This is a genomic window from Rhizobium sp. BK379, assembly GCF_014193955.1.
In the GTDB taxonomy this organism is placed as follows: domain Bacteria; phylum Pseudomonadota; class Alphaproteobacteria; order Rhizobiales; family Rhizobiaceae; genus Rhizobium.
On the sequence record NZ_JACIAD010000001.1, the window covers coordinates 702,128 to 727,324 of the forward strand.

General features: G+C 62.8%; 22 protein-coding genes. 8 read left to right on the plus strand and 14 right to left on the minus strand.

All coding sequences use genetic code 11. The annotated features are described in order from the left end of the window. Positions 1 to 13 precede the first annotated feature (13 nt). The 5 genes from FHT93_RS03635 to FHT93_RS03655 all read right to left on the minus strand — a co-directional run bounded on the left by FHT93_RS03635 (position 14) and on the right by FHT93_RS03655 (position 5,026). Entirely contained in the window at positions 14 to 1,189 is a 1,176-nt protein-coding gene (locus FHT93_RS03635) for a GGDEF domain-containing protein (protein ID WP_183846122.1), read from the minus strand. A gap of 190 nt (positions 1,190 to 1,379) precedes the next feature. Next, entirely contained in the window at positions 1,380 to 2,630 is a 1,251-nt protein-coding gene (locus FHT93_RS03640; protein WP_113015674.1) for an MFS transporter, read from the minus strand. Positions 2,631 to 2,813: 183 nt separating this feature from the next. Further along, a complete protein-coding gene (locus FHT93_RS03645; protein WP_183846123.1) occupies positions 2,814 to 3,725 on the minus strand; it encodes an ankyrin repeat domain-containing protein in 912 nt (303 codons plus the stop codon). 234 nt (positions 3,726 to 3,959) lie between these two features. Beyond that, positions 3,960 to 4,244: a hypothetical protein gene (locus tag FHT93_RS03650; RefSeq protein ID WP_113209278.1), complete on the minus strand. Its 285-nt coding sequence runs from the start codon at positions 4,242 to 4,244 to the stop codon at positions 3,960 to 3,962. Continuing rightward, positions 4,244 to 5,026, minus strand: coding sequence for a thioredoxin family protein (locus FHT93_RS03655; protein WP_183846124.1), 783 nt, complete (start codon positions 5,024 to 5,026; stop codon positions 4,244 to 4,246). The genes FHT93_RS03650 and FHT93_RS03655 overlap by 1 nt, the downstream gene beginning before the upstream one ends. 118 nt (positions 5,027 to 5,144) lie before the next feature. Here FHT93_RS03655 and FHT93_RS03660 point away from each other — a divergent pair, with 118 nt between their 5' ends. Together FHT93_RS03660 and FHT93_RS03665 are read left to right on the plus strand one after the other, a co-directional pair. Next, positions 5,145 to 6,365 carry a helix-turn-helix domain-containing protein gene (locus FHT93_RS03660; RefSeq protein WP_183846125.1) on the plus strand — a complete coding sequence of 407 codons (1,221 nt, stop codon included), beginning with the start codon at positions 5,145 to 5,147 and terminating at the stop codon, positions 6,363 to 6,365. Positions 6,366 to 6,449: 84 nt separating this feature from the next. Then, a complete protein-coding gene (locus tag FHT93_RS03665; protein WP_113015670.1) occupies positions 6,450 to 7,082 on the plus strand; it encodes a PQQ-binding-like beta-propeller repeat protein in 633 nt (210 codons plus the stop codon). A 75-nt stretch (positions 7,083 to 7,157) separates the two neighbouring features. On the opposite strand, the gene FHT93_RS03670 is transcribed toward FHT93_RS03665, so the two are convergent. The 4 genes from FHT93_RS03670 to FHT93_RS03685 all read right to left on the minus strand — a co-directional run bounded on the left by FHT93_RS03670 (position 7,158) and on the right by FHT93_RS03685 (position 10,201). After that, positions 7,158 to 7,577: an organic hydroperoxide resistance protein gene (locus tag FHT93_RS03670; protein WP_112547597.1), complete on the minus strand. Its 420-nt coding sequence runs from the start codon at positions 7,575 to 7,577 to the stop codon at positions 7,158 to 7,160. Between the two features lie 67 nt (positions 7,578 to 7,644). After that, positions 7,645 to 8,289 (minus strand): isochorismatase family cysteine hydrolase, encoded by a 645-nt coding sequence (locus FHT93_RS03675; RefSeq protein ID WP_113015669.1) that lies wholly within the window; start codon positions 8,287 to 8,289, stop codon positions 7,645 to 7,647. Positions 8,290 to 8,305: 16 nt separating this feature from the next. Next, positions 8,306 to 8,848 carry a hypothetical protein gene (locus FHT93_RS03680; RefSeq protein WP_113147452.1) on the minus strand — a complete coding sequence of 181 codons (543 nt, stop codon included), beginning with the start codon at positions 8,846 to 8,848 and terminating at the stop codon, positions 8,306 to 8,308. Positions 8,849 to 8,923: 75 nt separating this feature from the next. Further along, positions 8,924 to 10,201 carry an epoxide hydrolase family protein gene (locus FHT93_RS03685; RefSeq protein ID WP_183847502.1) on the minus strand — a complete coding sequence of 426 codons (1,278 nt, stop codon included), beginning with the start codon at positions 10,199 to 10,201 and terminating at the stop codon, positions 8,924 to 8,926. Positions 10,202 to 10,516: 315 nt separating this feature from the next. On the opposite strand from FHT93_RS03685, the gene FHT93_RS03690 reads away from it, so the two are divergent. From FHT93_RS03690 to FHT93_RS03700, 3 genes are all read left to right on the plus strand, one after another. Further along, positions 10,517 to 13,369 carry a winged helix-turn-helix domain-containing protein gene (locus tag FHT93_RS03690; RefSeq protein ID WP_183846126.1) on the plus strand — a complete coding sequence of 951 codons (2,853 nt, stop codon included), beginning with the start codon at positions 10,517 to 10,519 and terminating at the stop codon, positions 13,367 to 13,369. 115 nt (positions 13,370 to 13,484) lie between these two features. Continuing rightward, positions 13,485 to 14,174, plus strand: a complete 690-nt coding sequence (locus tag FHT93_RS03695) for a type 1 glutamine amidotransferase domain-containing protein (protein ID WP_113209319.1) — start codon at positions 13,485 to 13,487, stop codon at positions 14,172 to 14,174. A 153-nt stretch (positions 14,175 to 14,327) separates the two neighbouring features. Beyond that, positions 14,328 to 14,597 carry a hypothetical protein gene (locus tag FHT93_RS03700; RefSeq protein ID WP_112972020.1) on the plus strand — a complete coding sequence of 90 codons (270 nt, stop codon included), beginning with the start codon at positions 14,328 to 14,330 and terminating at the stop codon, positions 14,595 to 14,597. A 51-nt stretch (positions 14,598 to 14,648) separates the two neighbouring features. Here FHT93_RS03700 and FHT93_RS03705 read toward each other — a convergent pair whose 3' ends face one another. The 3 genes from FHT93_RS03705 to FHT93_RS03715 form a co-directional block, all read right to left on the minus strand. Then, positions 14,649 to 15,452, minus strand: coding sequence for a class I SAM-dependent methyltransferase (locus FHT93_RS03705; RefSeq protein WP_183846127.1), 804 nt, complete (start codon positions 15,450 to 15,452; stop codon positions 14,649 to 14,651). Positions 15,453 to 15,725: 273 nt separating this feature from the next. Continuing rightward, a complete protein-coding gene (locus FHT93_RS03710; RefSeq protein WP_183846128.1) occupies positions 15,726 to 16,583 on the minus strand; it encodes an N-acetylmuramoyl-L-alanine amidase in 858 nt (285 codons plus the stop codon). A gap of 31 nt (positions 16,584 to 16,614) precedes the next feature. Next, a complete protein-coding gene (locus FHT93_RS03715) occupies positions 16,615 to 17,520 on the minus strand; it encodes a glycoside hydrolase family 75 protein (RefSeq protein ID WP_183846129.1) in 906 nt (301 codons plus the stop codon). Positions 17,521 to 17,693: 173 nt separating this feature from the next. On the opposite strand from FHT93_RS03715, the gene FHT93_RS03720 reads away from it, so the two are divergent. Further along, positions 17,694 to 18,440 carry a hypothetical protein gene (locus FHT93_RS03720; protein ID WP_183846130.1) on the plus strand — a complete coding sequence of 249 codons (747 nt, stop codon included), beginning with the start codon at positions 17,694 to 17,696 and terminating at the stop codon, positions 18,438 to 18,440. Between the two features lie 13 nt (positions 18,441 to 18,453). Here the strand turns inward: FHT93_RS03720 and FHT93_RS03725 are convergent, their stop codons facing one another. After that, entirely contained in the window at positions 18,454 to 18,906 is a 453-nt protein-coding gene (locus FHT93_RS03725; protein WP_113015944.1) for a TspO/MBR family protein, read from the minus strand. A gap of 391 nt (positions 18,907 to 19,297) precedes the next feature. On the opposite strand from FHT93_RS03725, the gene FHT93_RS03730 reads away from it, so the two are divergent. Together FHT93_RS03730 and FHT93_RS03735 are read left to right on the plus strand one after the other, a co-directional pair. Continuing rightward, on the plus strand, positions 19,298 to 22,171 hold the full coding sequence (locus tag FHT93_RS03730; protein ID WP_112545981.1) for a peptidoglycan-binding protein: 2,874 nt from the start codon (positions 19,298 to 19,300) through the stop codon (positions 22,169 to 22,171). Further along, positions 22,168 to 24,231, plus strand: coding sequence for a hypothetical protein (locus FHT93_RS03735; protein ID WP_183846131.1), 2,064 nt, complete (start codon positions 22,168 to 22,170; stop codon positions 24,229 to 24,231). The genes FHT93_RS03730 and FHT93_RS03735 overlap by 4 nt, the downstream gene beginning before the upstream one ends. Before the next feature lie 57 nt (positions 24,232 to 24,288). Here the strand turns inward: FHT93_RS03735 and FHT93_RS03740 are convergent, their stop codons facing one another. Continuing rightward, entirely contained in the window at positions 24,289 to 25,191 is a 903-nt protein-coding gene (locus FHT93_RS03740) for an AraC family transcriptional regulator (RefSeq protein ID WP_183846132.1), read from the minus strand. Positions 25,192 to 25,197: the final 6 nt, after the last annotated feature.

The following is a 25,197-nucleotide window of genomic DNA, read 5'->3' on the forward strand; positions in this document are numbered from 1 at the left end:
TTGGAACAGTCGCTCAGCAGCCCCTGTTGACCGACACCACCCGCGGGCTGGACATGTCGCGCGGCGGCTCGCCTTCGACCATCACCTTGTTGCGCCCGGCTTCCTTGGCCGCATAGAGCGCCTTGTCGGCGCGGGCGATCTGCTCGTAGAGGGAATGATCGGCGGCATCGGCGCCGGCGACACCGAAGCTGGCGGTAATCTTGCCGTCGAAGCCGCTCGCCTTGCGGTCGACGGCCGCAAAGGCAAGCCGCACCCGGTTGGCGAAATCGGCGCCTGCGGCCAGCGGCATTGCCGGCAGGAAGATCACGAATTCCTCGCCGCCGAACCGCGCCGCGAAACCGCCTTCCGGCATCCGCGCCAGCAGCATTTCAGCAAAGGCGCGGATCACCTCGTCGCCCGGTCCGTGGCCGAGCGTATCGTTGACCCATTTGAAATTGTCGATGTCGCAGATGATGACGGAGCCTGCGGCCCGGCCGCGCTCTGCCACCATGCGGTCGAAGCCGCGCCGGTTCAGCATGCCGGTCATCGGATCGCGCTCGGCGATATCGCGGTGCATTGCAATGGTGTCGACCGTCGTTGCAGCAAGGGCCGAAAGCGCAAACATCAGCGCCAGGATGGATGTCGAGGCCTGCATCGCGAAAGCATATTGCGAAGAGATGAAATCTCCGTGGCCGCCATAGGATGGTACCACGAAGACGAAGATGACATTGCGGATAATGGTATCGGCAATGACGAGGCTGGAGACGACAAGCAGCAGCGTGTCGGCCGTATGGCGCATGTGCCGCAGGCTGACGGTGACGGCAAAGCCGAGCAGCGCCGCACAGGCGAGATCGTTCAGCAGAAACTCCGCCGGAACATTGCCGGCCACCAGCCCCGCATAGAGCATGCCCGCGTAGGTCACACCGGCAAAGGCAAGGCGCGGCTGGAGATAGGAAGGCCGTTGGAAACGGGCGAGCATGGCGCCGGAATAGAAGACGAACGCGAGAAGGAACAACGCATCGGCGATGGCGGATGCAACGCGCTCCTGCAGCAGGCTGTCGAAAAGCGGAACGGAGAAGGCTGCCGACGCAAAAAGATAACCCGGCCCCCACAACTTCGCTTCCCGCGACCCGAACCGGCCGACGATCAGAAAGGTGCAGCCGAAAATCAGCATCATGACCGGCAGCAGGAAGGCGAAATTACTATCCATGAACCCTCGCGGCGGTACGCAATATAGAACCGGCGCAGGCAAAAGGTAGGACAATGATCTTAAAAAAGGAAAAACCGGGCGGGATCAGAAATACCTGGCAGAACTAGGCATCGCCTGGCGCACGCCTGCCCGTGGCTCACAAGGAAAGGCCGGCAGCCCTGGCCGCCGGCCTTCACAGCCACAGGCAGCGCTAAACTCGCATCGCGCCATGCGGCTCCTCGGCCTCCTCCGTGCCGAAGCGGACATCTTTCTTCTCGTATCCCAGGCCCGAAAGCGCTGCGACGACGATGGCAACGATCACCGCCACTATGACCAACGCATAAGCGTAGTCGCCGTTCCAATGGGCGGCGAGGTCCGCCTGCATCGTGGCGTTGCCCGAGGCCAGCAGATTGCCGAGCTGGTAGGCGAAGCCGGGGAATGTGCCGCGTACCTCGTCTGGCGAAAGCTCGTTGAGATGTACAGGCACGATGCCCCAGGCGCCCTGGACGAAGAACTGCATCAGGAAGGCGCCGAGCGCGAGCAGCACCGGCCCCGGTGCATAGGCCCATAGCGGCGCGACGGGCACGGCAATCAGTGCGGCGATGACGATCGCCCGCTTGCGGCCGATGCGTTGCGACAGCGCGCCGAAGAACAGCCCGCCAAGAATGGCGCCGATATTGTAGACGATGGCGATCGCGCCAACCGTATAGCTTGAATAGTTGCGCTGGCTTTCGAGGAAGGTCGGGTAGATATCCTGCGTGCCGTGGCTGAAGAAGTTGAAAGCGGTCATCAGCAGCACCGCCCAGATGAAGAGCGGAATGTTTTCGCGCAGCACGGTGAGAAACGGCCGGCGCCCCTGCTGCTGTCGCTTCACGAAGGCCGGGCTCTCCTGAACGTTGCGGCGGATATAAAGCACCAGCAGCGCCGGAGCGACGCCGACGAAAAACATGCCGCGCCAGCCGATCACCGGGAAAAGCAGGAAGAACAGCAGCGAAGCCAGCAGATAGCCGGAGGGATAACCTGCCTGCAGAATGCCCGACACGATGCCGCGGCTCTCCTCCGGCACTGTCTCCATGACGAGCGAGGCACCGACACCCCATTCCCCGCCCATGGCGATGCCATAGAGGGCACGCAAAACCAGGAACATGGTGAGCCCGGTCGAAAAACCGGTGAGGAAGTCGAAGAGCGAATAGAGCATCACATCGACCATCAGCGTAATGCGCCGCCCGTAACGGTCTGCCGCAAGCCCGAAGATCAGGGCGCCGAGCGCCCGCATGGCAAGGGTCAAGAAGATCGCCACGGACACCGCGGGAACGTCGGTATGAAACTCCTCGGCGATATATTTGAGAACGAAAACGAGAATGAAGAAATCGAAGGCGTCGAGCATCCAGCCGAGATAGCTGGCGATCACGGTATTGCGCTGCTGCGGGGTGAGCGCGCGCAGGCTTGCCAATGCGGACATATGTATTTCCTCCGTCCGAAAGCGGCGGCGAGCGGGCAATTCCGGATGCCGTCGGAAGGGGTGTCAGGGTGGGCATGCTGCCGGGAGACAGCGAGGCGGAAACGTCAGGATAGCTGACCGTGTTCCATCACGTTGGCGCGATTGGGAATTGTGCGGGTTCGTCATAACCTGCCCTTGAAGTGTTCAGGGCAGCGGGACAGGATTGTCGCTGAGTGTTCTCAGATAAGCGATGACGTTGACGCGATCGGCTTCTTCGGGCGCGCCGCGAACGTCCATATTCACGCCTGGCGTCGTGAGAGAGGGTCCTGCGATGAAGATATTGAGGTCCTCGTAGGTCCATGGCCCTTCCCAGTCCGACAGGGTTCGCGAGTAGCCTGGGAATTTCGTCGAGGCCTTGTCCCGTCCCACCACGTTCCACAGGTTCGGCCCTTTATTGGGTACGTCCTGCGGACGTTTGACATGACAGCCGGCGCAATTGGATGCGAAGAATGTTGCACCCTTCGCCGGGTCGCCATTTGCCAGCTTTGCGGAAATCGGCTCGGGCTTCTTTATGATGACGCCGTGGGCCAACAGGTAGTCGGCGATATCGGCATGATCGTCGTGCCTTGCAAGGTGATAGGCAGTGATGATGCTTGGCAGGCGCGCGGGATCGCCACGGACCCATATGGCGTTGACGTCGGCACCGGCTTCAACCAGGAGCTTGACGCAGTCCAGACACCCGCTCGCGACTGCGAAATGCAGCATGCGCTCGCCCCTCGCTGCCGCATTGGGATCGGCACCGTGCGCCAATAGTATCCGGATGAGGTCGGGGGAGCCCTTGAGGACGGCACCGGTGATCGGCAGGCCAATCGCCGACTCGTGGTTCACATTCGCCCCGCGCTCGATCAGTAATTCTGCTGCCTGCGGATGATCGCTGCGAACGGCTAGAAATAGCGGAGTGGCTCCCTTGTCCTGCTCCTCGATGTCAGCCCCCGCATCAAGGGCTGCCGCGATCGCAGCCAGGTCGCCCTTGCTGACCGCGTCGTGAAGCGGACCAGCATGGGAACTCGTAAGAACGATCAGATAGATGAACACGCTTGCCACGAGCCCGCGCATCTTGCTGTTCCTTGCCGCAAATTACGATCGACTAATATACACCCTGTCTCCTTGACCAAACAGCAGGAACAGGTTCGACAGCCTTGGCGGCGCTCAAGCTTTTGAAAAAACGCCATTAAAAAGCGAGCCTGCAGCCACCGTCGCAGAGAACTCGATCGGGGAGATCCTGGACATCCTGAGAGCGAGACGCCGTTATGTCCTGGTTTCCGTAAAGGAAACCGAATTCGTGCCGTCTCACGAGCGGCGCAAACGTCCCTCGCCGCCCATCCATCTGAGCCAGGGCCCGACATGAAACAGTCCCATCAGCAGATACATCGGCACCATGCCGCTGAAGAGCGGTGATCCATCCATCGGCATGCCAGCCATCGAGCAGATCATGTCGGCCGCCGGCTCGCTTGCCGAAAGTGCGGCCATGACGGCAAATGTCGGCGCCGCCGCAAAAGTTAGCCCGCGCGCAATGCCGGATAACAGGATGGAGCCGGCGGAATTGCCGGCTCCTGTGGAGACTGACGGGCGCATTACGCTGCCTCGTAGCGGTCGTGGTGGCGCCACCAGACGCCTTCCTCGTTGCGGCCCAGTGGCGCGCGATCGAGCCACTGGTACATGGCCCACACGCCATCCACCCCTCGGGCATAGGAGGAATAGGTATGGTAGATATCGCCGCCCTGCATTACGAAGGCGCTGAGGCCCGGCCGCTCACGGGCGAAGGTGTTTATATCGGTGCCGGTCATCGAGGAGATGAGGTCGTCCGGGCTTTGCTCACCACCTGGCTTCTGTTGCTGCAGCACGGCCGGGATCGGCGGTTCGCGGCGGAAGTTATATTCGATGCCGCCGCTCTGTTGTTCCTCCGGCGTGAACCAGACATTGAAGTCGCGGTTGAAATCGCTTGTTGATGACGAGGCCCAGTCGAAGGTCCAGCCCATGCGCTTCTTGAACTCGAGAAGCTTGTCGAGCGGCGCGCGGGAAACGGCGCTGAAGGCGACATCGTGGTTTTCGAGGTGAACGGTGACGCCGTTGAAGCCATCGGCGATCGACGAGCAGGACGGGCAGCCGGCCGTGTAATCTGGGCCGAACATGAAGTGATAGACGAGCAGTTGCGAGCGGCCTTTGAAGAGGTCAGCAAGCGGCACGATGCCGGCTTCGGTCTCCAGCTTGTATTCCTTGTCGATCTTCACCCAGGGCAGTTCCTGGCGCTTTGCGGCGATCTCGTCACTGCGGCGTGTCAGTTCCTTTTCCTGTTCCAGGAGCGCAATTCGGGCCTGCAGCCATTCCGCCCGTGTTCCGGTCTTGTGCATCATCATGGTTATTCTCCTCTCATTGCGTTGAAACGTATCCGACGGCGGGCCGTTGCCTGCCGATGGGGAATAAACTAGGTCTTGTTGCCCGAGGGGTGGGAGTTACAAGTGTGACGGGATTCCGATGGACTCGCTGATTACAGCCGCCGCACAGGCGCTGGCGGTGGGCGATGCACTGGGGGCGATGAAGCGCGTGGCGCTGCGCGACGACCCGCCGGCGCTCGCCCTTCGGGGCATCGCCATGGCCCAGCTCGGCGATCTCGCCCGCGCCAAGGCACTGCTGAAGGGCGCTGCCCATGCCTTCGGCCCGCGCGAGGCCGTGGCGCGCGCCCGCTGCATCGTGGCCGAAGCCGAAATCGCTCTGGTCTCGCGCGATCTCGCCTGGCCGGAAAAGGCGCTGGAAGGTGCGCGCCTCACGCTCGAAAGACGCGGCGACCGCGTCAACGCGGCCCACGCCCGCAACCTGCAGATCCGCCGCCTCCTTCTGATCGGCCATCTCGATGCTGCCGAAAAGCTGCTCGCCGATCTCGACCCCTCGCCGCTGCCGCCGGCTGCCCGCGCCGGCCATGAACTTGCCGTCGCCGGTGTCGCAATCCGCCGGCTGCGCACGGAGCCTGCGCGCCAGGCGCTGGCCCAGGCGGCAGACGCGGCGCAAAAAGCCGGCATACCGGCACTTGTCGTCGAGGTGGGAGAAGTCGCAAAAGCCCTGGAGGCGCCGGCCGCCCGCCTGATCGATGGCGGCACGCAGCGCCTGTTGCAGCTTCAGGAGGTCGAAGCGCTGCTTGCCTCCGATACGCTCGTCATCGATGCCTGCCGCAACGTGGTGCGCGCCGGCAGCGCGATCGTGCCGCTCGCAAGCCGCCCTGTGCTGTTTGCGCTCGCCCGCACGCTCGCCGAGGCCGCACCGTCAGATGTCCTGCGCTCGGTTCTTCTCGCCCGCGCCTTCCGCGCCCGTCACGCCGATGAATCCCACCGGGCGCGGCTGCGCGTCGAGATCGGCCGGCTGCGCGCAGCACTTGCCGATCTTGCCGAGGTCAAGGCGACGAGCCACGGCTTCATGCTGCTGCCGCAGGACGGGCGCAAAGTCGTCGTGTTCGCCCCGCCGGTCGAGGAGGAGCACGCCTCGCTGCTGGCGCTTCTCGCCGATGGAGAATCCTGGTCGAGCACGGCTCTGGCAATTGCGCTGAGCCTGAGCCCACGCACGGTGCAGCGGGCGCTGGAAGCGCTGCAGGACGCCGGCAAGGTGCAGTATTTCGGCAATGGCAGGGCGCGGCGCTGGATGATGCCGCCGGTCGTCGGCTTCCCGACAACATTGTTACTCCCGGGTCCGCTGCCCAGCGACTAAAAGTAGTTCCGGCAAGAGTGCGTCGCGGTCTTGCGACCGGAATTGCACCGGGCAAAGAGCCGGCGAGAAAGGGGATGGAGCGCCATGAAGACATCACAGGCAGAGATCATCAGGGAATACGGACCCTTCGAGGGCACGCGCAACATCGGCGGCGTCACCTATGACGGCAGCAAGGTCTGGTTTGCGGCGGGAGAAAACCTGCGGGCATTGGACCCTGAGAGCGGCGCCGAGCTGCGTGCGATCGATGTCGCCGCCCATGCCGGCACCGCCTTTGACGGGCGCTACATCTTCCAGATCGCCGAGGACAAGATCCGCAAGATCGATCCCGAGACCGGCGCGGTGATCGCGACCATCCCTGCCCCCGGCAAAGGCGCCGATTCCGGCATGGCCTGGTGCGAAGGCAGCCTCTGGGTCGGCCAGTACCGCGAAAACTGCATCCACCAGATCGATCCGGAGACCGGCAAGATCCTGCGCACTATCGAATCCAAGCGCCATGTCACCGGTGTCACCTGGGTAGACGGCGAGCTTTGGCACGCCACCTGGCAGGACGACAAGAGCGACCTGCGCCGCATCGACCCCAAGACCGGCGACGTGCTTGAACGGCTGGAGATGCCCGAGGGAACCGGCGTTTCCGGGCTGGAATCCGATGGGGCCGATGTCTTCTACGCAGGTGGCGGCGGCAGCGGCAAGGTGCGGGCGATCAGGCGGCCGCGGTGAGGTTTCGGGTGGCAGGCGGCCTTGGAGTTGAACGGGCGCCGCTGGCAAGACACCCTCTCTTCAGGCCTGCCCCAATCAAACCAGGCGGATCGTCACGTCGATATTCCCGCGCGTCGCCTTCGAATAGGGGCAGATCTGATGCGCCTCCTCGATCAGCGACTGGCCCACATCGCGCTCCACGCCGGGAATGCCGACATTGAGCCGTGCCGTCAGGAAATATCCGGCATCGGAAAGATTGAGATCGACTTCGGCATCGATCGTGACATCGCCTGACAATGCGATCTTCCTCTTCTGCACAATGATGCCGATTGCGCTTTCGAAGCAGGCCGACCAGCCGGCGGCGAAGAGCTGTTCGGGGTTGGTGCCGATCCGCGCCGAGCCGGGCACGGAGAGGCGCAGGTCGAGGCGGCCATCGGAGCTGCGCGCAACGCCGTTTTCGCGCCCGCCACTCGTATGGGTCTTGGCCGTGTAGAGCACTTTCGAATGCTGATCCATGGATTTGCTCCTTTGAAAGTTTGATTGAAACTGCGACTGCCGAAAGGGCGCAAGGCGCCCTGCCCGTTCACGCGAGCCCGGTGCTCTGCGCCGCCTTGATCGCCGCGACGACCTGTTGCGTCGTCACGATGGCGCTTGCATAGTTCGGCATGTTGATGACGAGTGCGGCATGCATCATCTCGTCGGAATAGTCGGCGATGGCGTCTTTGACGACTGTCACGTCGTAGCCGAGCTCGGCGGCGAAACGGACCGTTGCCTCGATGCAGGTATGGGCGATCAGGCCGATGACGATCAGCCGGTGAATGCCTCGCCGCTTGAGCTGGTTGTCGAGGTCGGTATTGGCAAAGCCGCTGGAGCACCAATGTTCCGAGGCCACGACTTCACCGGACGCCGGCACGAATTCGGCCTTGAACTCGCCACCCCAGGTGCCGAATTCGAATGTGCGGCGGTTCCAGGCGAGCTTCTGGATGGGGGCGATGTATTTCCAGTTTTCATAATCGCCCTCGCGATAGCGGTGGTGCATGGCGAAGAATACCGGAAGCTTTGCCTCGCGTGCTGCCGTCAGCACCTCGAGCATATGCGGCACGCAGTTATTGGCCTCGGCCACGGCCTGGATGCGCGGCCAGATCTTGCCGCCTTCGGAGATGAAGTCGTTATAGGGATCGACCACCAGAAGGCCGGTAATGTCGCGCTCATAGGAAAGGTCTATCATCCCGCTCTCCCTAGGCTCATGCCGCTTTGGATGGCTGGCTTCGCAGCGCGAAACGCTCGATGCTGGCAGCAAAGAGCGGCGTCTCGCCCTTGTTGTGGGCAATCGACATCGGCTGGCGCTGCGTGCGGAACACCTCGAAGGGAATGCCCTGCCGGTCGAGGAAGGCCATCATTTCGTCGGTCGCGAAGGACTGCACCCGGTTGGTGAACTCGCACCTGCCGCCGTCGATCGCCTTGACGCTGAGTTCCCAGGTCACATGGATGGTGAGGCGGCCGGTCGGGGTGAAGACGTCGGAGTCGGAATCGAGGATCAGGTGATCCTTCTCGGCAAGCGTTTCGACATAATGCTGCACCATCAGGCTGCCGCCGATCGTCTCGACATTGATCGACATGCGCGTGCCGTCGGGCGCCGTCGTAAAGCCGGCGGCGATATGGGCGGGCGAGCAGGACTGGTATTCCTTCTCCGGCAGCGTGAAGCACCATCGAGGAATATCGATCTTCTCGATCGGCGCATTGATGATGGCGCTAAAGCTGGAATCGACGATCTGGTTATCGCTCATGATCTCTTTCCTTTGGGAAAACAGGGTTGGCTTTCAGGGAAAAGCGGCGCGGACTGCCGCGCCGCGGGCTCCCCCTCAGATCTGATCGCGCAGCGACTTGAAGGAGGCGCGCAGCTCCTCGGTAAACAGCTCCGGCTGTTCCCAGGCGGCGAAATGCCCGCCCTTGGCCGGCCTGTTGTAGTGGATGAGCTTCGGATAGGCCTTTTCCGCCCAGCTCTGCGGCGCCTGGTAGATCTCGTCCGGGAAGGCGCTGATGGCGACCGGGATCTTGATGCCGCGCGGATCGAAGAAGCCGCCGGAGGGGAAATGCGCATTGTCCCAATAGAGCCGCGCAGACGAGATCGCCGTGTTGGTCAGCCAGTAAAGCGTGACATTGTCGAGGACATCGTCAGGCGTCAGGCCTTCCTTTTCTCCGTTGAAGGATCGGGCGATCATTCGGTAGCTCCGGATGTCGTGGTCAAGCATCCACGAGGCGAGGCCAACAGGCGAATCCACGATGCCGTAAAGCGTCTGCGGCCGGTTGTTCATCTCGATCGCGTAACCGAGCCCGTTCTTGTAGAAATCGTCGAGCTGTTCATAGGCGCGTTTTTCATCGGCCGTGAGATCGGCCGGCGCCGGCGCCCCTGCTGACAGCAGCTTGGCGATGTCGGCAGGCACGGTGGCTGCCATGTTGGTATGGATGCCGATAAGGCCGGCAGGCTCCTGCACCGCCATGAGCTCGGTCACCGCATTGCCCCAGTCGCCGCCCTGGGCGACATATTTGGTATAACCGAGGCGCTGCATCAGCACGGCCCAGGCCTTGGCGATGCGTGGCGGGTTCCAGCCCGCTTCCTTCGGCTTGCCCGAGAAGCCGTAGCCCGGCAGCGAGGGAATGACGACGTGGAAGGCATCGGCCTCGGTGCCACCGAAGGCGGTAGGGTCGGTCAGCGGCTTGATGATCTTCATCTGCTCGATGATCGAACCCGGCCAGCCATGCGTGATGATGATGGGCAGCGCCTTTTCATGCTTGGACTTCACATGGATGAAGTGAATGTCCAGCCCGTCGATCTCGGTCATGAACTGCGGGAAGGAGTTCAGCCGTGCCTCGACCTTGCGCCAGTCATGCGCCCGCCAGTATTTGGCGACTTTCTGGATCGTATCGAGCCGCACACCCTGCGTATCGTCGGAGACTGTCTCACGGTCCGGCCAGCGGGTTGCGGCAACGCGCCGGTGCAGATCCTTCAGCTGCTCGTCCTTGAACTTCACATGGAAGGGACGGATGGCCTCGGGGTCGGCCGCAGCTGCCAGAGCTGACGGCATCAGCGCCATCGTACCGGCGGCGGCAAGTCCAAGCGTTGCAGCGCCCAGCAGCATGCGGCGGTCCTGATCGATCTCTTCGACATCGGTATGCATGGCGATCTCCTTGAATTCGGGAATGTTCCGGCACTTTTGTGCTGGCAGGAACCTACGGGAGAAGGCGGCGCATAGCCCGTTAGGGCTTGTTAGAGGCTGTTAGCTCTTGCAAGCCGCACGCGGAGATCCGCTAAACGGGCACTCATTGCGCAAGCACTTATCAGAGGTCGCAAAGCTCGGGACCGCGAGGGCGAAACAAGGCGATTGCCGTATGGCGCAGGCCAGATACTTGCTCTAAAGTCCGCCCCGCACAGGGGCTGGCGGGGAAGAAACGCCGTGGCGAATGGGGTGGACGAGGATATCGGCGGATTTCGCTTCGGCCCGTTCCGGCTGGCCGTCAGCGAACGGCTGCTGACGAAAGACGGCGCTCCCATAGAGCTCGGCGGACGCGCGCTCGACATCCTCATCGCACTCGTGACCGCCCCCAACGAGATCATCTCCAAGAAGGACCTGATGGCGCAGGTCTGGCCCGATGCCCTGGTCGAGGAAGGCAGCCTGCGCTTCCACATGACCGGCCTGCGCAAGGCGCTCGGCGACGGCCAGGCCGGAGCGCGCTACATCACGACGGTTCCCGGGCGCGGCTATTGCTTCGTAGCGCCCGTTTCGCTGGCGCCTGCAGAACGGAACGGCCCATCCGCTGCCACACCGCATTTTCCGCATGCCAATCTACCCCCGCGCCTTGGCCGGATGATCGGCCGCGACGTTGACGTGATGAAGCTCGCGGCACAGCTGACGGATTCCCGTTTCGTCACCATCGTCGGCCCCGGCGGCGTCGGCAAGACGACGGTCGCGATATCAGCCGCCCATCAGGTGGCGGAGGATTTCGCCGGCCATGTGCTCTTCGTCGATTTCAGCGTGATCACAGATCCCGGACTGGCGGCCACCACCATCGCTTCCATGCTGGGCTTGTCGGTGCAGGCCGAGGACCCGACGCCGGATCTGATCCGTTTCCTGAGAGACAAGCGCTTCCTGCTGGTGCTCGATACCTGCGAACACCTCGTCGAGGCGATCGCCGCCCTGGTCGAGACCATCCTGGAGGCCGCGCCCGAAGTGCACGTACTCGCCACCAGCCGCGAGGCATTGCGCATCGAGGGCGAGCGTATCTACCGGCTGGACGCACTGGCCTATCCGCCGGAGACCCCCGGCTTTTCCGTCAGCGCGATCGAGCAGTTTCCGGCAACGCAACTCTTCATCGAGCGCGCCATGGCAAACGGCGCGCATCTCGATGTCAGCGATGCGGAAGCCGCCATTGTCAGCGATATCTGCCGCAAGCTCGATGGCGTGGCGCTCGCAATCGAGCTCGCCGCCCGCCGTGTCGAGGCCTATGGGCTGGAACAGACGGCAGCCCTTCTCGACCAGCGCCTGACGCTTCTGTGGCATGGCCTGCGGACGGCGCCGCCGCGCCAGCAGACGTTGCAGGCCACGCTCGACTGGAGCTACAGCCTGCTCTCGGATCTCGAGCGCGCGGTGCTGAGGCGGCTCGCCGTCTTCGTCGGCCATTTCACGCTGGATGCCGCTCTTGAGGTGGTCACGAACGACACGCTCGACCGCGCTGCCGTCTTTGCCGCAATCGACAGCCTGGTGGAAAAATCCATGGTGGCCGCCCGCCCGCTCGGCGCCATGATGCGTTACCGGCTGCTGGACACCACCCGCGCCTATGCGATCGACCTCTGCACCGATACGGCCGAATGGACGGAGCTCTCCGGCCGTCATGCCGCCTATTTCCGCCGCTGGCTGGAACAGAACGGCAGCGAATGGTCGACATTGTCGACCGCCAACGAGCGCGCCCCGCATTTTGCAGCGATCAACAATGTGCGCGCCGCTCTCGACTGGTGCTTCGGCGACACCGGCGACAGGCAGATCGGCATCGGCCTTGCCGCTGCGGCCGCCCCCGTTTCGCGCGCCATGGGGCTGCTGCCGGAATGCCACCGCTGGACCGAACGCGCGCTGCAGGCGCTGGACGAGACGACGCGTGGCGGCAGCGAGGAAATGCAGTTGCAGGCCTCGCTCGGCGTCTCCATGATGTTCACGCGCGGCCACCATGAAGCCACCGTTGCCGCATTGAACAGAAGCTTCGAGATCGCACAGATGCGCGGCGATTATCTCAATGCCGTGCGCCTCATCGGACCCATCTATTTCTATCACCTGCGCAGCGGCGAACAGAGGCAATGCCTGCTCCAGGCAAAACGCTGTGCCGAAATTGCAGCGACGCTTGGAGACCCGGCGGCAACCGCACTTTCCCACACGCTGATGGGCGTCTCGCTCTGCGTCATGGGAGGGCTGGCCAACGCGCGAGTGGAGTTGGAAACCGTTCTAGAACCCGACAATCCGCCTGCCAGCCGCCAGATTCATTACGGCTTCGACCATTACAGCTGGGCCGGCATCGGCTGGGTCACGGCCCTCTGGCTGCAGGGTCATACGGCACAGATGCGCGACGCGATCGACGAGGCCGTCGGGGAAGCGGAAGCCATGCGCCATCCCGTCGCTTTCGCAATCGTCATCAATGCAGTGGCAGCGCTTCTCTGGGTCGGCGATCTCGATCTCGCCGAAGAACATCTGGACTGGTTCGTCGCGCGTGCCGAAACCCATTCGACCGGCCCCTATCTCCATATGGGCAACGCCTTCAAGGCCGAGCTTTCCATACGCCGCGGTGATGTCGAAACCGGTGTCGCCACCTTGCAGCGCCACCTCGAGAAACTCCACGCCGCCCGCTTCGAGCTCTTCTCCATCCGCTTCAACATCGTCATCGCCACGGCGCTTGCCGAAAGCGGCGGCTTTGCCGAAGCCTGGTCGCTTGCCGAGGAAACCAGCCAGGGGATCGAGGAGAAGGGCTATACTTCCTACCTGCCCGAACTCCTGCGCCTGCGCGGCGCCATCCTGCTGTCGGCTCCCGAACTCAGCAACATGTCGGCCGAGGACTATTTCACCCAATCACTGCAACTCGCCCGCATACAGGGCGCCAAAGCCTGGGAAATCCGCACCGCCACGGACCTCGCCACCCACTGGGCCGGTCGCGAGCGCGCCGGAGATGCGAAGGCGCTGCTGCGGCCGGTCTACGACAGTTTCACCGAAGGCAGGGACACACCGGATCTGAAGGCCGCGGCCGAGGTGCTGGCAAGGCTCGGCTGAATGCCGGCGCAGTCTTGAGACGCCTGACATTGCGACGCGCCGGGGCTTGCCCCGGCATTCGAAATCCCCAGTTTTCAGCGCATGCCAATCAACCACGCCAACAGGGAGAAGCAGCATGAAAGTCCTCATGGTTTTGACTTCGCATGACCAGCTCGGCAACACCGGCAAGAAGACCGGCTTCTGGCTCGAAGAGCTTGCCGCACCCTTTTACGTCTTCAAGGAAGCCGGCGCCGAGATAACGCTCGCGTCTCCCAAGGGCGGCCAGCCGCCGCTCGATCCCAAAAGCGACGAGCCGATGTTCCAGACCGACCTGACGCGCCGCTTCAATGCCGACGAACCCGCCAAGGCGCAGCTCGCCAGAACGGTTCGCCTCGACAGTGTCAATCAGGCCGATTTCGACACGGTCTTCTATCCCGGCGGCCACGGGCCGATGTGGGATCTCGCAGAAGACCCGAATTCCATCAGGCTGATCGAGAGCTTCATCGCCGCCGGCAAGACCATCGCCCTCGTCTGCCATGCGCCAGGCACCCTTCATCGCGCGAAGAAGCCGGATGGCACGCCGTTCGTCGCCGGGCGCACGGTCACCGGCTTCACCAACGGCGAAGAGGAAGCCGTCGGCCTCACCAAGGTCGTGCCCTTCCTTGTCGAGGACGAGCTCCTGAACCTCGGCGCCACCTTCTCCAAGGTGAAGGACTGGGGTGTTCACACCGTTGTCGACGGCCAGCTGATCACCGGCCAGAATCCCGCCTCGTCAGGCCCGACGGCGAGCGTGCTGCTCGAAGCGCTTCGCAAGCAGGGCAAGTGACAAAAGCGGATTGAGGGAACGCGATCGGGCGCTTCCCTCTCTCTGCCCGGCCAGCCCGCAACGGCAACGAAACCTTAACCATAACCGGACCATTTCGGAACCGCTTCCCATGGCGGGAAGTTTCCCTGCCGTAAGCAAGCAGGTGGAAATGACATGGTTCAGTGGTTTCGGGAACGCTACGTTTCACGCGAGGAGCATCAGCAGGTCGTCGATTATTATCGCAAGCTGGTGGCGCAGCTCTACGGCAATGTGCGGGACCTGAGGGCGCTGGTCGAGGCGCAACGGGCGGACACTCCCCAAACAATGGAACAGCCTGCCGAAGCCTCCACTGAGCAGGCCGAGATACCGCAGCAGAAAAGGGACCTTGGACCGAATGTGATCAGCATCGGCTTGTATCGCGATCGCCGGAGGTCCGGGATCTAAAGCGGCTCCGGCACAAGTGCACGGCGGTATGGAAACAAAGGTTTGCCGCGGCTATCCCGGCACCCTGCCCCGGCACGCCCAGGCGACCGAGGCAAACGACCGCGGCCCGTCCGGCTCTCCGGCCTCGTAGGCATCCCTCACCGAGGCATCGACCCTCCTGCGCATCTCCGCATCCAGCCCAGCCACATATTTGCCGAGCGGACCTTCGCCCGAGGCGATCGGATCCCAAAAGTCGGCAAACGACCCGTAATCCATGCGGATCGTCAGCGAGGTCTCCTCGACATCGACAAGACCATTGCCGACAAAGCTCGCCTTCATTTTTCCCGGCTGCGTCATCGGCTGGAAGCAATAGCGATGGCGCATCGCCCGCGCATTCGCGTCGATCATCGTCACCGTATCCCACATCATGCGCATGCCGGACATGCCGCCATAGTGATCCCAGACGGCGGCGGCGACGACACCGCCAGGACGCACGACGCGCCGCATCTCGGCCACAGCCTTGCCGGCCTCCGGCACGAAATGCAGCACGAGCAGCGATAGCGCCCGGTCGAAACTGTTTTCCTCGAAGGGCAGCGCGCAGGCATCCGCCTCGCGAATAGCGATGCGCGGGTCCGTATTGCGCCGGCTTGCCGCCTCCACGAAGACGGGTGAAAAATCGATGGCCGAGATCGCCTTCAGGCGGGGATTTTTCGCCAGCGTGAAGGTGAGGCTTCCCGTGCCGCAGCCGACATCGAGAATGCTTTCCCCATCCGCAAGCCCGGCGAAATCGACGAGCCCGGGGGCGAGCTTCTTGCTCCAGCGCCCCATCAGCTGCTCGTAACCATCGGCACTTTCGACATTGAAACTCGACGGCATCGCGCTCTCCCTCAAAACGGGACAATGTCCGCTTCAACATTAGGACTGAGCGAGCTGCGCGGCAAGCAAATCGGCTCTTCTTGTTTCCACGCAATTACGCCCACAAACCGCGGTGCCGTTTTGCCGGAATTGCTCCTCAGCTACGAGCGCTCGCCTTTCCCTCTACATTCAACGGCTTACCGTCGATGCTTCCAGCAGCACCCGTAACGGAAGTCCCGACCCAAAAGGAACCAGCGACTTCAGTTTACGCCACGGCTAGTCGAGAGCGATATTCTAACTCACACTGGCGAGAAGGCGTCCAAGTGCGGCGTCGAAATCCTCCAGGCTGAAATTCTGCGGGTCGTCATGCCCGTCGCTCAGGCCCTGGTCTATTGCCGCATGAAATGCCGGAACGAGGCCGGTTTGGGCGCGCATGCTTGCCATGAGGTAAAGCAGCGCGAGCCGGTCATACTGGGTTGTCGAGAAACCGGGCGTTGGCGCGTTACCATCAGGCTGGCTCGGGTGCTTCCGGCGCGGCTGCACGTTCTCGATGTGCAGGAACATGCCGCGCGACAAAGTGCCGATCTGCTGCTCCAGCTTGGTTGCGCGCCACGGCACGCCAAAATCATGGCCGACATAGATCTCGCCCCGGCGGTTGAGGAATATGTGCGCCTTGGCGTTCGACGGGCTCTTGAAACCGTCGAGCCGATTGACCTGGTTGCTGGTATCGATGTCAGCGGGAAACTGCGCCACGTTCCCGAAATTCGGCGAACTCGTATCGTGAATGACGAAGTAGCGCGCCATCGGTGCCTGCGGATTGTTCGTGTTGCCGCGGGACAAAGGCGCGTCGAGACTGCCTCCGAGCCCGGCCTCGGTCAGTCCCTGGCCGGAAAGTGCCTGCCGCAGCTTCGTCTTGGAGATGGTGACCGGCTGGCCGATGAAGCCTGCGAGATTGGACGGCAGCTGCGCGGGCGTGGCGTCGACATTTCCCAGTATCTTCACCTTGCGCAGCAGACAGGATGCCTGTTCCCCAGGGCTTCCCGCAAAGGCCATGGTCTCTGTATTGAACTTGCATTTTCCAAAGGTCGCCGCGCTGAGCTGGCCGGTCGCGCCGGCAAGTATCAGAATGCTCAATGGCAAAAGGTAACGCATCGCAAACTCCTCTCCTGCTTGCGTGGGAACATCACGGGCACATTGCGCCGCCCGTCAGGTTGAGCTTCTCCTTGGCAAAGGCACACATTTTCGAGATGGCATTCTCCGGCTTCAGACCGGTGTCCCGGCTGCCTGGGTAGACGATGAAGATCACGTCATGGCCGAGACCGAAATTCTTGTAGGGATAAACGTGTCCCGGCCCGACGCAGGCCGTTTGATCGCTGTTCCACTTCTTGCAACGGCTTTCGCCGATTGCTTCGAAGACCCTGCTCGATCCCTCGCCGAGCCGCATGAAAGGACCACCATCCGCGATCAGAACCGGCGTCCACCGGTCCTTGTAGACGACGACGCCCATATCGCCGAGCCGAAGCCCGGTCTTCTCAGCGAACATGCGGCCCATTTCACCGCTCTTGTTGCCGGTTATCTTGGAAAGGCCGGCCGTCGGCATCACGATGAAGGGAATGCGGTCCGGATCGATTTGTGCGGATTGCGCGGAAGGATTGGAGGAGCCCGGCCACTTGTAAGACGTCTCCTTCAGATCGGTAGCACCGGGCAGACCGTTCCATGCCGCCCAGGATCCGTCGACGTCGAGCGCCATCTTGCTGCGCCAGTAGATCGCGCCGTCCTTGAGGCGCAGCAACGCCTTCACATTGCTGGGGTCGCGACTGCACAGATAGTACTGTTTCGATTCCGCGACACCAGGAAGCCTCAGGTTGAAACCGAGAAACTTGTCCTTCCTGCTCGCTCCGGCCGCGCCGTCGCAACCGACGAACTCTCCCCGGTAGGACTCGTCGAGCGGCGTCGCCGCGGAGAATTCGACGGCCTTGAGGACGTCGGCCGAGCTTGTCGGCGGTTCTGCGGCGTAAGCGTGAAAGGCGAGCACTGCAATGCCAAGCGTGACTAAAACGCGGGATAGTTGAAGCATGTAGAGAGACATGGTCTGCGGCTCCTCTGCTCGGCTTCGGTGCAACGTGAACGACCCAAGTCACTATTTCATTTAATCTTGGATTGTGCAATATTAACGACAATAAAAACAACTTTGTCTCCCCAGGTTGAAAGTATTTCCTCCAAAAATCTCGCAAGGACGGTAAAATGCGGCGGCTGCTTCTTATGACATCGAGAAACGTCGGGCTTGCCATTCTGCTCGCTGCCTGCGCCACGCGTATCACGCAGGCGGCAGAAACCGACCTGGCGTCGCTGACGACCGAAATGGAACACCGCTTCGAGACGCGCATCAGCGGCGGCCAGTATATGAGATCATCGTGCTCGCCGACGACGGCGGACGACTGGCCGGGTGTCGAACTCCAGCGCTGCACCTACAGGGAACTGAACACCGAGGCGACGGTGACGCTCGCCTTGCCGAGCGCCGCACAGCTGGCGCGCTGGACAGTCTCCGCCTGCCGCGACGCAGCAGCGACCGACATGAGGGCCTGCGCGCGTCATATCGAGAAGCGTATCTGGTCGGCTTCGAATGCCCAGTTTCCGGTGCGCGGCTATGTGATCGAGCCGCAGTCCGTGATCGGTGGCCCGGCAGACAGGGCTTACTGTTTTCTGTTCCGCGACGGCGTCACGGTAAGGACGGCCGCGGTGACGTCACGCCCGCCGCAAGGCGGCAAATGCGCTCCGCAATCTGCGGAAAATGATCCGATCACCCGCGCCTTCACCTATGGCCGGATCGCGTCGACCACCCGGGCCGAGCTGGCGCTCGCCCCCGGCGCTCCGAGCGAGTCCGCTCTGGCGGGCACGGCTTTTCCAGATGCGGTGCGCAAGGAATTCGTCGCCGCCTGGACCTCCGACCGCAACCGCCTGATCTCGGGTGCTGCTATTGCCGACAAGGCGAACGGGAAATTCCACTGACCGCGTTTTCCGCCTAGTTCATCGAAGCGATGGCGGCATTGAGCGCCGTCGCATAAGCCACCCACACCGCATAGGGCATGAACAGGACCGACGATATACGGTCCCGCTTCCAGGACAGGCCGATGAAGGCAAGGATCAGCAAAAGCAGCGGGATGATGATCATCAGCCCCAGGCTCGGGGATTTGAGGCCGAAGAAAGCGGGCGACCAGGCGAAATTCAGGACGAGCTGGGCGATCCAGCAGGTCATGACGGGTGACCGCCTGCTGCGAGCATAGGTGCGCGCGCCCGCTATGCCGATGAGGATATAGAGGATCGTCCAGGCCGGGCCGAACAGCCAGTCCGGCGGCGTGAACCAGGGCTTGGCGAGCGACTGGTACCATTCATCCGGCAGATTGATGAGACCGATGAGAAGCCCGCCGCCGAGCGTGAGCAGAATGAAGACGAGATAATGATCGAACCGGTGCAACAGAACCCCCGCGTGAGTGACGGTTGAAACTGGCGCCCGGCGGCCCGCCGTCAAGAGCGTCTTGCTCGGCTGCCGGTTTCCCGCTCGCTGAGCGTCTCGATCAATAACGCCGGAGTGCGCACCGCAAACGCGCTTGACGCTCAGCCCGAAGGCGCTTTCGCACTGACGGAGCAGCGTACCAGACTCGCACACTACCGCAGGGATTTGTTCACCTGATCGCGTTGGAGATGCCGGGAGCGCCTACGCAAGTCCGGTGAGTTAGGCTACAATTCGCCAATCTGCTTCCAGATGCAATGTGAGCAACCCCGGCCAAAGATCGGGGCACGCAAAAATTTCTCGCCATATCTCGTGCCGATACCACTGCGAATTTCATTCACCAGCGGAGGCGAATATGCCGTCAAACAAGACTTTGCAGGAGCTCATCGACTACACGACCGTCCGACCCTATGCCAGCGAACTGTTCGGCATCTACCAGCCGCTGCTCGGCTGGAAGTCGAAGCGGCTGGAACACCGGTTCAACGACGGTTTCAAGCAGGACAAGCAGTCGCTGCTGAACCGGCTGAGAACCCAGTTCAATCCGCAGGTCAGCATAAACTATCGCGAAGGCTGCCAGGTCGGCATCGACATAAAGCCTGGGGCGCTGGAGCTCGGCGAGCCGCGCACCTTTGACAGCGTCGTGCTTGAAACCGTGGCCAAGAAACTGCCGCCGCACGAGCAGTACAAGCCGGACATCTGGCGCGACATCATCAGCCGCGACACCATTGAATCGATCTTCACGCAGGTGGTGATCCCGCAATACAGCCGGCTCTACACCGAGCATTGCCGCAGCAACACCACGCCGGTGCGTCTCGCAATGAAGGCCGACAGGGGCGATGTCGACAGTCAGCGGGTTCTGTACCTGAAGGCGTTCGAGAGCCAGCTGCGCAACGAGTCCTCGCAGGCGGGCGCACTGCTCTACCTCACTGAGCATAATCACCACGCCCAGCTCGAACAGATCTTCTACAGCCTGAAGAACAACGCGCTGCAGGCCGCCAACCTCTCCGCCATCCTGGGCGCGCTCGAACTCGTCGACGGCTATCTGAGCATCGACAACCTGAACCCGCAGGACCAGGAGGACATTCGTCGCGTGGCGCTGTCGCCGATCAGCGTCGTGCACCTGTTCCGCCAGTATTTCTTCGAGCTGGATTCCTTCCTCGGCTCGCCGGTCAGTCACGTCTGGATGAGCCCCGGTTCCACCGTCGAGCTGATCGAGGTGCAGACGCGGCGCGTGCTGGTCGAAAAGAGCCTGGAAACGTTCACCGAAACCGTCACCAAGACGGAAAGCGAAAAGACCGAGCAGGACGAGATCAGCGAGGCGGTCAAGGAGGACAACAAGCAGGACATCAAGTTCGGCGCGAGCGTGACTGCCTCATACGCATCCGTCACCGCCACATCCAGCTTCGACTATTCCACCTCGCAGCAGACTGCGCGCGAGGAGTCGCACAAGCGCATGCGCCAGCAGACGGAGAAGCTCTCCACCGAGATACGCAAGAACTACAAGACCACCTTCCGCACCGTAACCGAGACGACCGACACGTCCAGCAAGCGTTACCTGCTCACGAACTCGACGCAGGCGCTGATCAATTACGAGCTGCGCCGGAAGATGCGCCAGGTGGCCGTGCAGGTGCAGGACGTCGGCACCTATCTCTGCTGGCAGACCTACGTCGATCGCCCCGGTGAATCGCTCGGCATCGCCGACCTCATGCACATCGCCAAGCCGGCAGAACTGGACGGTCTGCACGCGCCGGACGAGATCCCGATGCTGCAGCCCTTCAGCGAGAACAAGATGGTGACGATCCCCTTCATCTCGGTCGAGGATACCGACGCGGACAATGAGGGCGAGGTCTACAAGGACGGCATCGAGGTCGACGATTCCGAGGCATTCGGCAACCTCGAGAAGATCCAGGCCGATTTCCCGATCGAATGCATCTGCCCCAAGGGCAATTACGCGCTGACCGGCGTCGAGTTCGACGGCCAGGGCAAGCCGGTGGCGGCCTCGCGCAAGGGCGATATCGTCAACAACGCCGACAAGGCGAAATTCACGCTCCACCTCGACAGCGCCGATTTCCAGGGCCAGAACAGCGTGCAGGTGAAGCTCCTGCTGCACTGGACGCCGACCGACGGCGCCAATGACGAGGCGGTCAAGAAGAACAAGGAAAACGTCGAGGCTTTCAAGGCCAAGGAGCAGGCCGAGTATCAGAAGGCCTTCGTCCAGAACGCCAAGGACCGCATCAAGCTCACGCACCAGATCAAGCCGCGGCCGAGCGAAGACCTGCGTGAGGAAGAGCGCATCGTCGTCTATCGCAAGCTCATCCAGGACATGCTGATGCACGGCATCACCATGCCGGACGATCGCACCCGGCATGTCGTGGCCGAGCTGATCAACTCGATCTTCGACATCGACAAGATGCTGTACTTCGTCGCGCCCGAATGGTGGCGGCCGCGGCTGCGCGTCTACACCCAGCAGCTCGGCGAAACCAAGGCGGCGCCGAACAACTTTCTCGCCTCCTCCGCGTCCGTCTCCTCCGCGTTCAGCACGGTTACGAAGGCGGTCGCCAAGACCATGTACTCCTTCAACGCCAGCCAGCAGTCCGCCAAGCTTGCTCCCAGCACCATCGGTTGGGGCGGCATCGACGATCCGCTCCGCGACAACTACTACATAACCGAGGATTCCGAGCCCGCGAGGTTCGGCAGCTCCCTCGGCTGGCTGCTGCAACTCGACGGCGACGACATGCGCAACGCCTTCCTCAACGCCCCCTGGGTGAAGGCGGTCATCCCGATCCGTCCGGGCAAGGAGGAAGCGGCGATCAACTGGCTGAAGGGCGTCGAAGGGTTCAACGGCATCGGCGACGCAGACATCTACCAGACCAACAATCCCGACGAGAAGGATATCAACGGCAATCCGCTCAACGGCCAGAAGGTGATCGACGTGATCCTCGACCTGGCGAAGAAGATCCGTCGCAAACACGCCGAAGGCGTTGAAAACGGCCAATACCCGAAGGAAAGCGAGATCGCCGATCCGACGCTGGTCGACGAGGATAATGTGGTGACCTCGACGCCGATCGATCGTGTCTACGAGCACGGCTTCTATCCGCTGAAGGATGGTTTCCGCGCCAACGTCACCGGCAATTATGAAGTGTTCGACCAGTGGCTGGAGATCCTGCCGACCGACCAGGTCGTGCCGGTGGAGGTAAAATACGATCCCAAGACAGGACGGCAGGTGTGACGACCCGCTATGTCAATGCCAAGACGGGCAAGACCGGCGGCAAGTTCGACACAGCCTTGACCCCGGCGCGCAGCATCACGGCCGCCCTCAAGGTTGCCGTCGCCGGCGACACGATCGTGATCCAGGATGCCGAGAGCTACAAGGAAGGTGAGCTGGTGATCGACAAGCCGCTCACTCTCGTCAGCAGTTTCCTTCTGGCCAATCCCTCGGCCGATCCGACCGCGGCCGGGTTCGATCCAAAGAGATTGCCTGAGCTGACGATCAAGTCGGGCACGCGTGCGCGTGTCCTCCGCATCACCGGCACGCCCGCCACGCGCGCGAGCGCCGGACCGGTCGTGATCAAGGGGTTGCGCATCCGCGGCGGCCGGTCCCTGCACACGAGCACCGAACCAGCGCAGGGCGCCGGCGGCGGCATAGCGGTGGTCGATATCGACAATGTCACGATCGAGCGCTGTGTTTTCACCGACAATCAGACCGAGACCGCGCCGATCGGTTCCTGGCCGGAAGCCGACCGCACGGCCTTTCGCGACGCGGTGGTCGATCTGGTGGGCGCGATCTTCACGCCGACGGTGGAGTCCTTCATCAACACGCTCATCGACACCGCCAATTTCGCCCTCGTCCTTGCCGGTTATCCGAAGCTTGCGCATGTCAGCCGCGCCACGATCCTGACGGAAGTCGGCAAGGCTTTTGACGCAAAACTCGGATCGGGCCGGCCGAACCACTGGCTCGCCGGACAGGCCTTCGGCGGCGGCGCGGCAACCGTCTGGGCAAGCCCCACCTTCCGCCGCTGCCTGTTTCGCGGCAACAGTGCCGAAGGCCGCGGCGCAGGCGTCGCCGTGGTCGGCTATGGATGGCCGACGCTCGACGCCTGCGTGATCGACGGCAACCGGTCGGGAAATGTGGGGCGTCGCGACGGCGGCGGCGTCGGCTGCGAGGTGGCCCTGCCCGGCAAGCTGCCGCGCAACCTGTCGGAGATCGACATGGTGAAGTTCCTGACCTCGAAACTGGCGGCGGTGAAGGCGATCATCGGCTCGCCGCTGTCCTACATCAGCGTCTGGGACATCATCAACTATGCCAAATGGCTGGCCAATCCCGCTGCCCCGAGCCCGCCGGTGCGCGGCATCAAGGCCGTGATCCTCGACCTGATCAACGCGCGCTGGTCCGAAGCGCTGGACCACCTCTTCTATTTCGCCTCCACCTCGGCGCTCAGCCTCAACAAGTGGGACGCGTGGAACGCCGATGAAATCAAGCGTGCGCAGACGACGGCGGTCAGCATTTCCGACAGCACGCTGTCAAAGAACTGGTGCGCCGACGACGGCGGCGGGCTCTATGCCTCGGTCCTGTCGCGGGTCGACATTTCCAAGAGCAAGGTGCTGCAGAACACGGCCGACAGTAGCGGCGGCGGCCTGCGCTTCTCCATGGGCTCGGCGGCAAATGTCAGCGGCTGCGAACTGCTCGGCAACACCGCCGAAGTCAACGACCCCTCGGGCAAGCTGGTGGCGGGCGGCGGCGGCATGTCGGCCCGCAACGTCGATCTGGTGATCAAGGACACCCGCCTCGGGCCGACTGCCGCGGCAATCGGCCCGGATTCGAATGTATGCAGCGATCATGCAGGCGGCGGTTTCGCCTATCAGGCGGACACCGAAGGCATGCTCGCCGGCATCCCTGATCTGTGGACCGCCATCATGGTTGAAGTCTTCGGCGTTCGCGCCGTCAGCGTGATGATCAATTCGGGCTGCGCGATCGTCCACAACGGCGCCGGCTATACCGTACGCCGCGCCGCAATCGGCAGCGCGGTGAAATCCAAGGGCGGCGGTGTCTGGTTTGTCCAGGGCATATTCCCCGACGCCCCGAAGCTGACATTGAAGATCGATGCCGTGGCGACGGTCGTCAGCGGTAACATCGCGCAGACCAGGGGCTATCTGTCGAAAGTGCAGCCCGGCACGACCATCGCCACCGCCAACGAGGTCTGCATCCAGAACCTGATCGCCAGGCAGGAATGGACGGAAGTGAACTATGCCTCGCTGGTGAAGGCGGGAGCTCTGGATTTCAAGGCATGAGCTCAATTCGAAGCCCAGCCGTCCGCCTGCCCTCGGAAGCGTCGCAGGTCTGCTCTGTCAGGCATCCCGCCAGTAGCGTTTCGGCGCGCGGCCGAAGACGCGCTTGAAAGCATTGCCAAAGGCACTTTCGGAGGAATAGCCGAGATCGGCCGCAAGGCCCGCAACCGTCGCCTGCCCGCGCCGAAGCGATTCCCGGGCGCGATGCATCCGCCAGCGGGTGACGTAGTCGAGTGGTGCGATGCCGACCTGCGCCCGGAAGCGTTCGGCAAAGGCGGAGCGCGACATGCCGATGCGGCTTGCAAGCTCGCCCACCGTCCAGCGATATCCGGGGTCGTTATGAACAAGGCTGATCGCCTTGCCGATCTGCGGATTGCCGAGCGCGCCGATCCAGCCGGCATTTTCAGGCCCGACGCGGGCGACATGGGCGCGCAGCGCCTGCACCAGCAGGATATCGCCCATGCGTCGCGTCATCAGCGTCGAGCCCATGTCGCCGGCGCCGAGCTCCTCGTCGAGGGTCGCGAGCGTGGCGCGCAGAATGCCGGCCGCACGATCGTCGGCCGAGATATGGATGAAGGGCGGCAGCGCATCGATGAGCAGTTGCGCATTGCCGCCGGAGAGCGTGAAACTGCCGCCGATCAGCGCCGTCTCGTCGCCGCCGTGCCGGGCAATGTCTGAATGCTCCCAGTCGAAGAAGGCAATGCCATCCTCCGGCTCGCTCGCGAGGTCATTGGCGATGACATAGGCCGGCGCATTGGCGAGCAGGAATGTATCGCCGGCCCGAAGAGCAAAAGGCCGCTCGCCCTGCAGGATGATCCAGCAGCCTCCCCTGAGGACGGCGACGAATTTCAATGCCGGCTTCGGCGGAAAGCGGAAGGCCCATTGCCCGCCCACCTCGAAGCGCGTGCAGCGGGCGCTCTCGATATCGACGAGCGAAAACATATCGGACAGTGGATCGATCATGATTTC

Coding starts and splice junctions, on each gene's coding strand:
- FHT93_RS03715 (WP_183846129.1), bottom strand. CDS start 17,520: ATGTCTCTCTACATGCTTCAACTATCCCGCGTTTTAGTCACGCTTGGC.
- FHT93_RS03720 (WP_183846130.1), top strand. CDS start 17,694: ATGACATCGAGAAACGTCGGGCTTGCCATTCTGCTCGCTGCCTGCGCC.
- FHT93_RS03660 (WP_183846125.1), top strand. CDS start 5,145: ATGGACTCGCTGATTACAGCCGCCGCACAGGCGCTGGCGGTGGGCGAT.
- FHT93_RS03680 (WP_113147452.1), bottom strand. CDS start 8,848: ATGAGCGATAACCAGATCGTCGATTCCAGCTTTAGCGCCATCATCAAT.
- FHT93_RS03650 (WP_113209278.1), bottom strand. CDS start 4,244: ATGCGCCCGTCAGTCTCCACAGGAGCCGGCAATTCCGCCGGCTCCATC.
- FHT93_RS03645 (WP_183846123.1), bottom strand. CDS start 3,725: ATGCGCGGGCTCGTGGCAAGCGTGTTCATCTATCTGATCGTTCTTACG.
- FHT93_RS03700 (WP_112972020.1), top strand. CDS start 14,328: ATGGTTCAGTGGTTTCGGGAACGCTACGTTTCACGCGAGGAGCATCAG.
- FHT93_RS03685 (WP_183847502.1), bottom strand. CDS start 10,201: ATGCTGCTGGGCGCTGCAACGCTTGGACTTGCCGCCGCCGGTACGATG.
- FHT93_RS03655 (WP_183846124.1), bottom strand. CDS start 5,026: ATGATGATGCACAAGACCGGAACACGGGCGGAATGGCTGCAGGCCCGA.
- FHT93_RS03730 (WP_112545981.1), top strand. CDS start 19,298: ATGCCGTCAAACAAGACTTTGCAGGAGCTCATCGACTACACGACCGTC.
- FHT93_RS03710 (WP_183846128.1), bottom strand. CDS start 16,583: ATGCGTTACCTTTTGCCATTGAGCATTCTGATACTTGCCGGCGCGACC.
- FHT93_RS03670 (WP_112547597.1), bottom strand. CDS start 7,577: ATGGATCAGCATTCGAAAGTGCTCTACACGGCCAAGACCCATACGAGT.
- FHT93_RS03635 (WP_183846122.1), bottom strand. CDS start 1,189: ATGGATAGTAATTTCGCCTTCCTGCTGCCGGTCATGATGCTGATTTTC.
- FHT93_RS03640 (WP_113015674.1), bottom strand. CDS start 2,630: ATGTCCGCATTGGCAAGCCTGCGCGCGCTCACCCCGCAGCAGCGCAAT.
- FHT93_RS03740 (WP_183846132.1), bottom strand. CDS start 25,191: ATGATCGATCCACTGTCCGATATGTTTTCGCTCGTCGATATCGAGAGC.
- FHT93_RS03665 (WP_113015670.1), top strand. CDS start 6,450: ATGAAGACATCACAGGCAGAGATCATCAGGGAATACGGACCCTTCGAG.
- FHT93_RS03675 (WP_113015669.1), bottom strand. CDS start 8,289: ATGATAGACCTTTCCTATGAGCGCGACATTACCGGCCTTCTGGTGGTC.
- FHT93_RS03695 (WP_113209319.1), top strand. CDS start 13,485: ATGAAAGTCCTCATGGTTTTGACTTCGCATGACCAGCTCGGCAACACC.
- FHT93_RS03705 (WP_183846127.1), bottom strand. CDS start 15,452: ATGCCGTCGAGTTTCAATGTCGAAAGTGCCGATGGTTACGAGCAGCTG.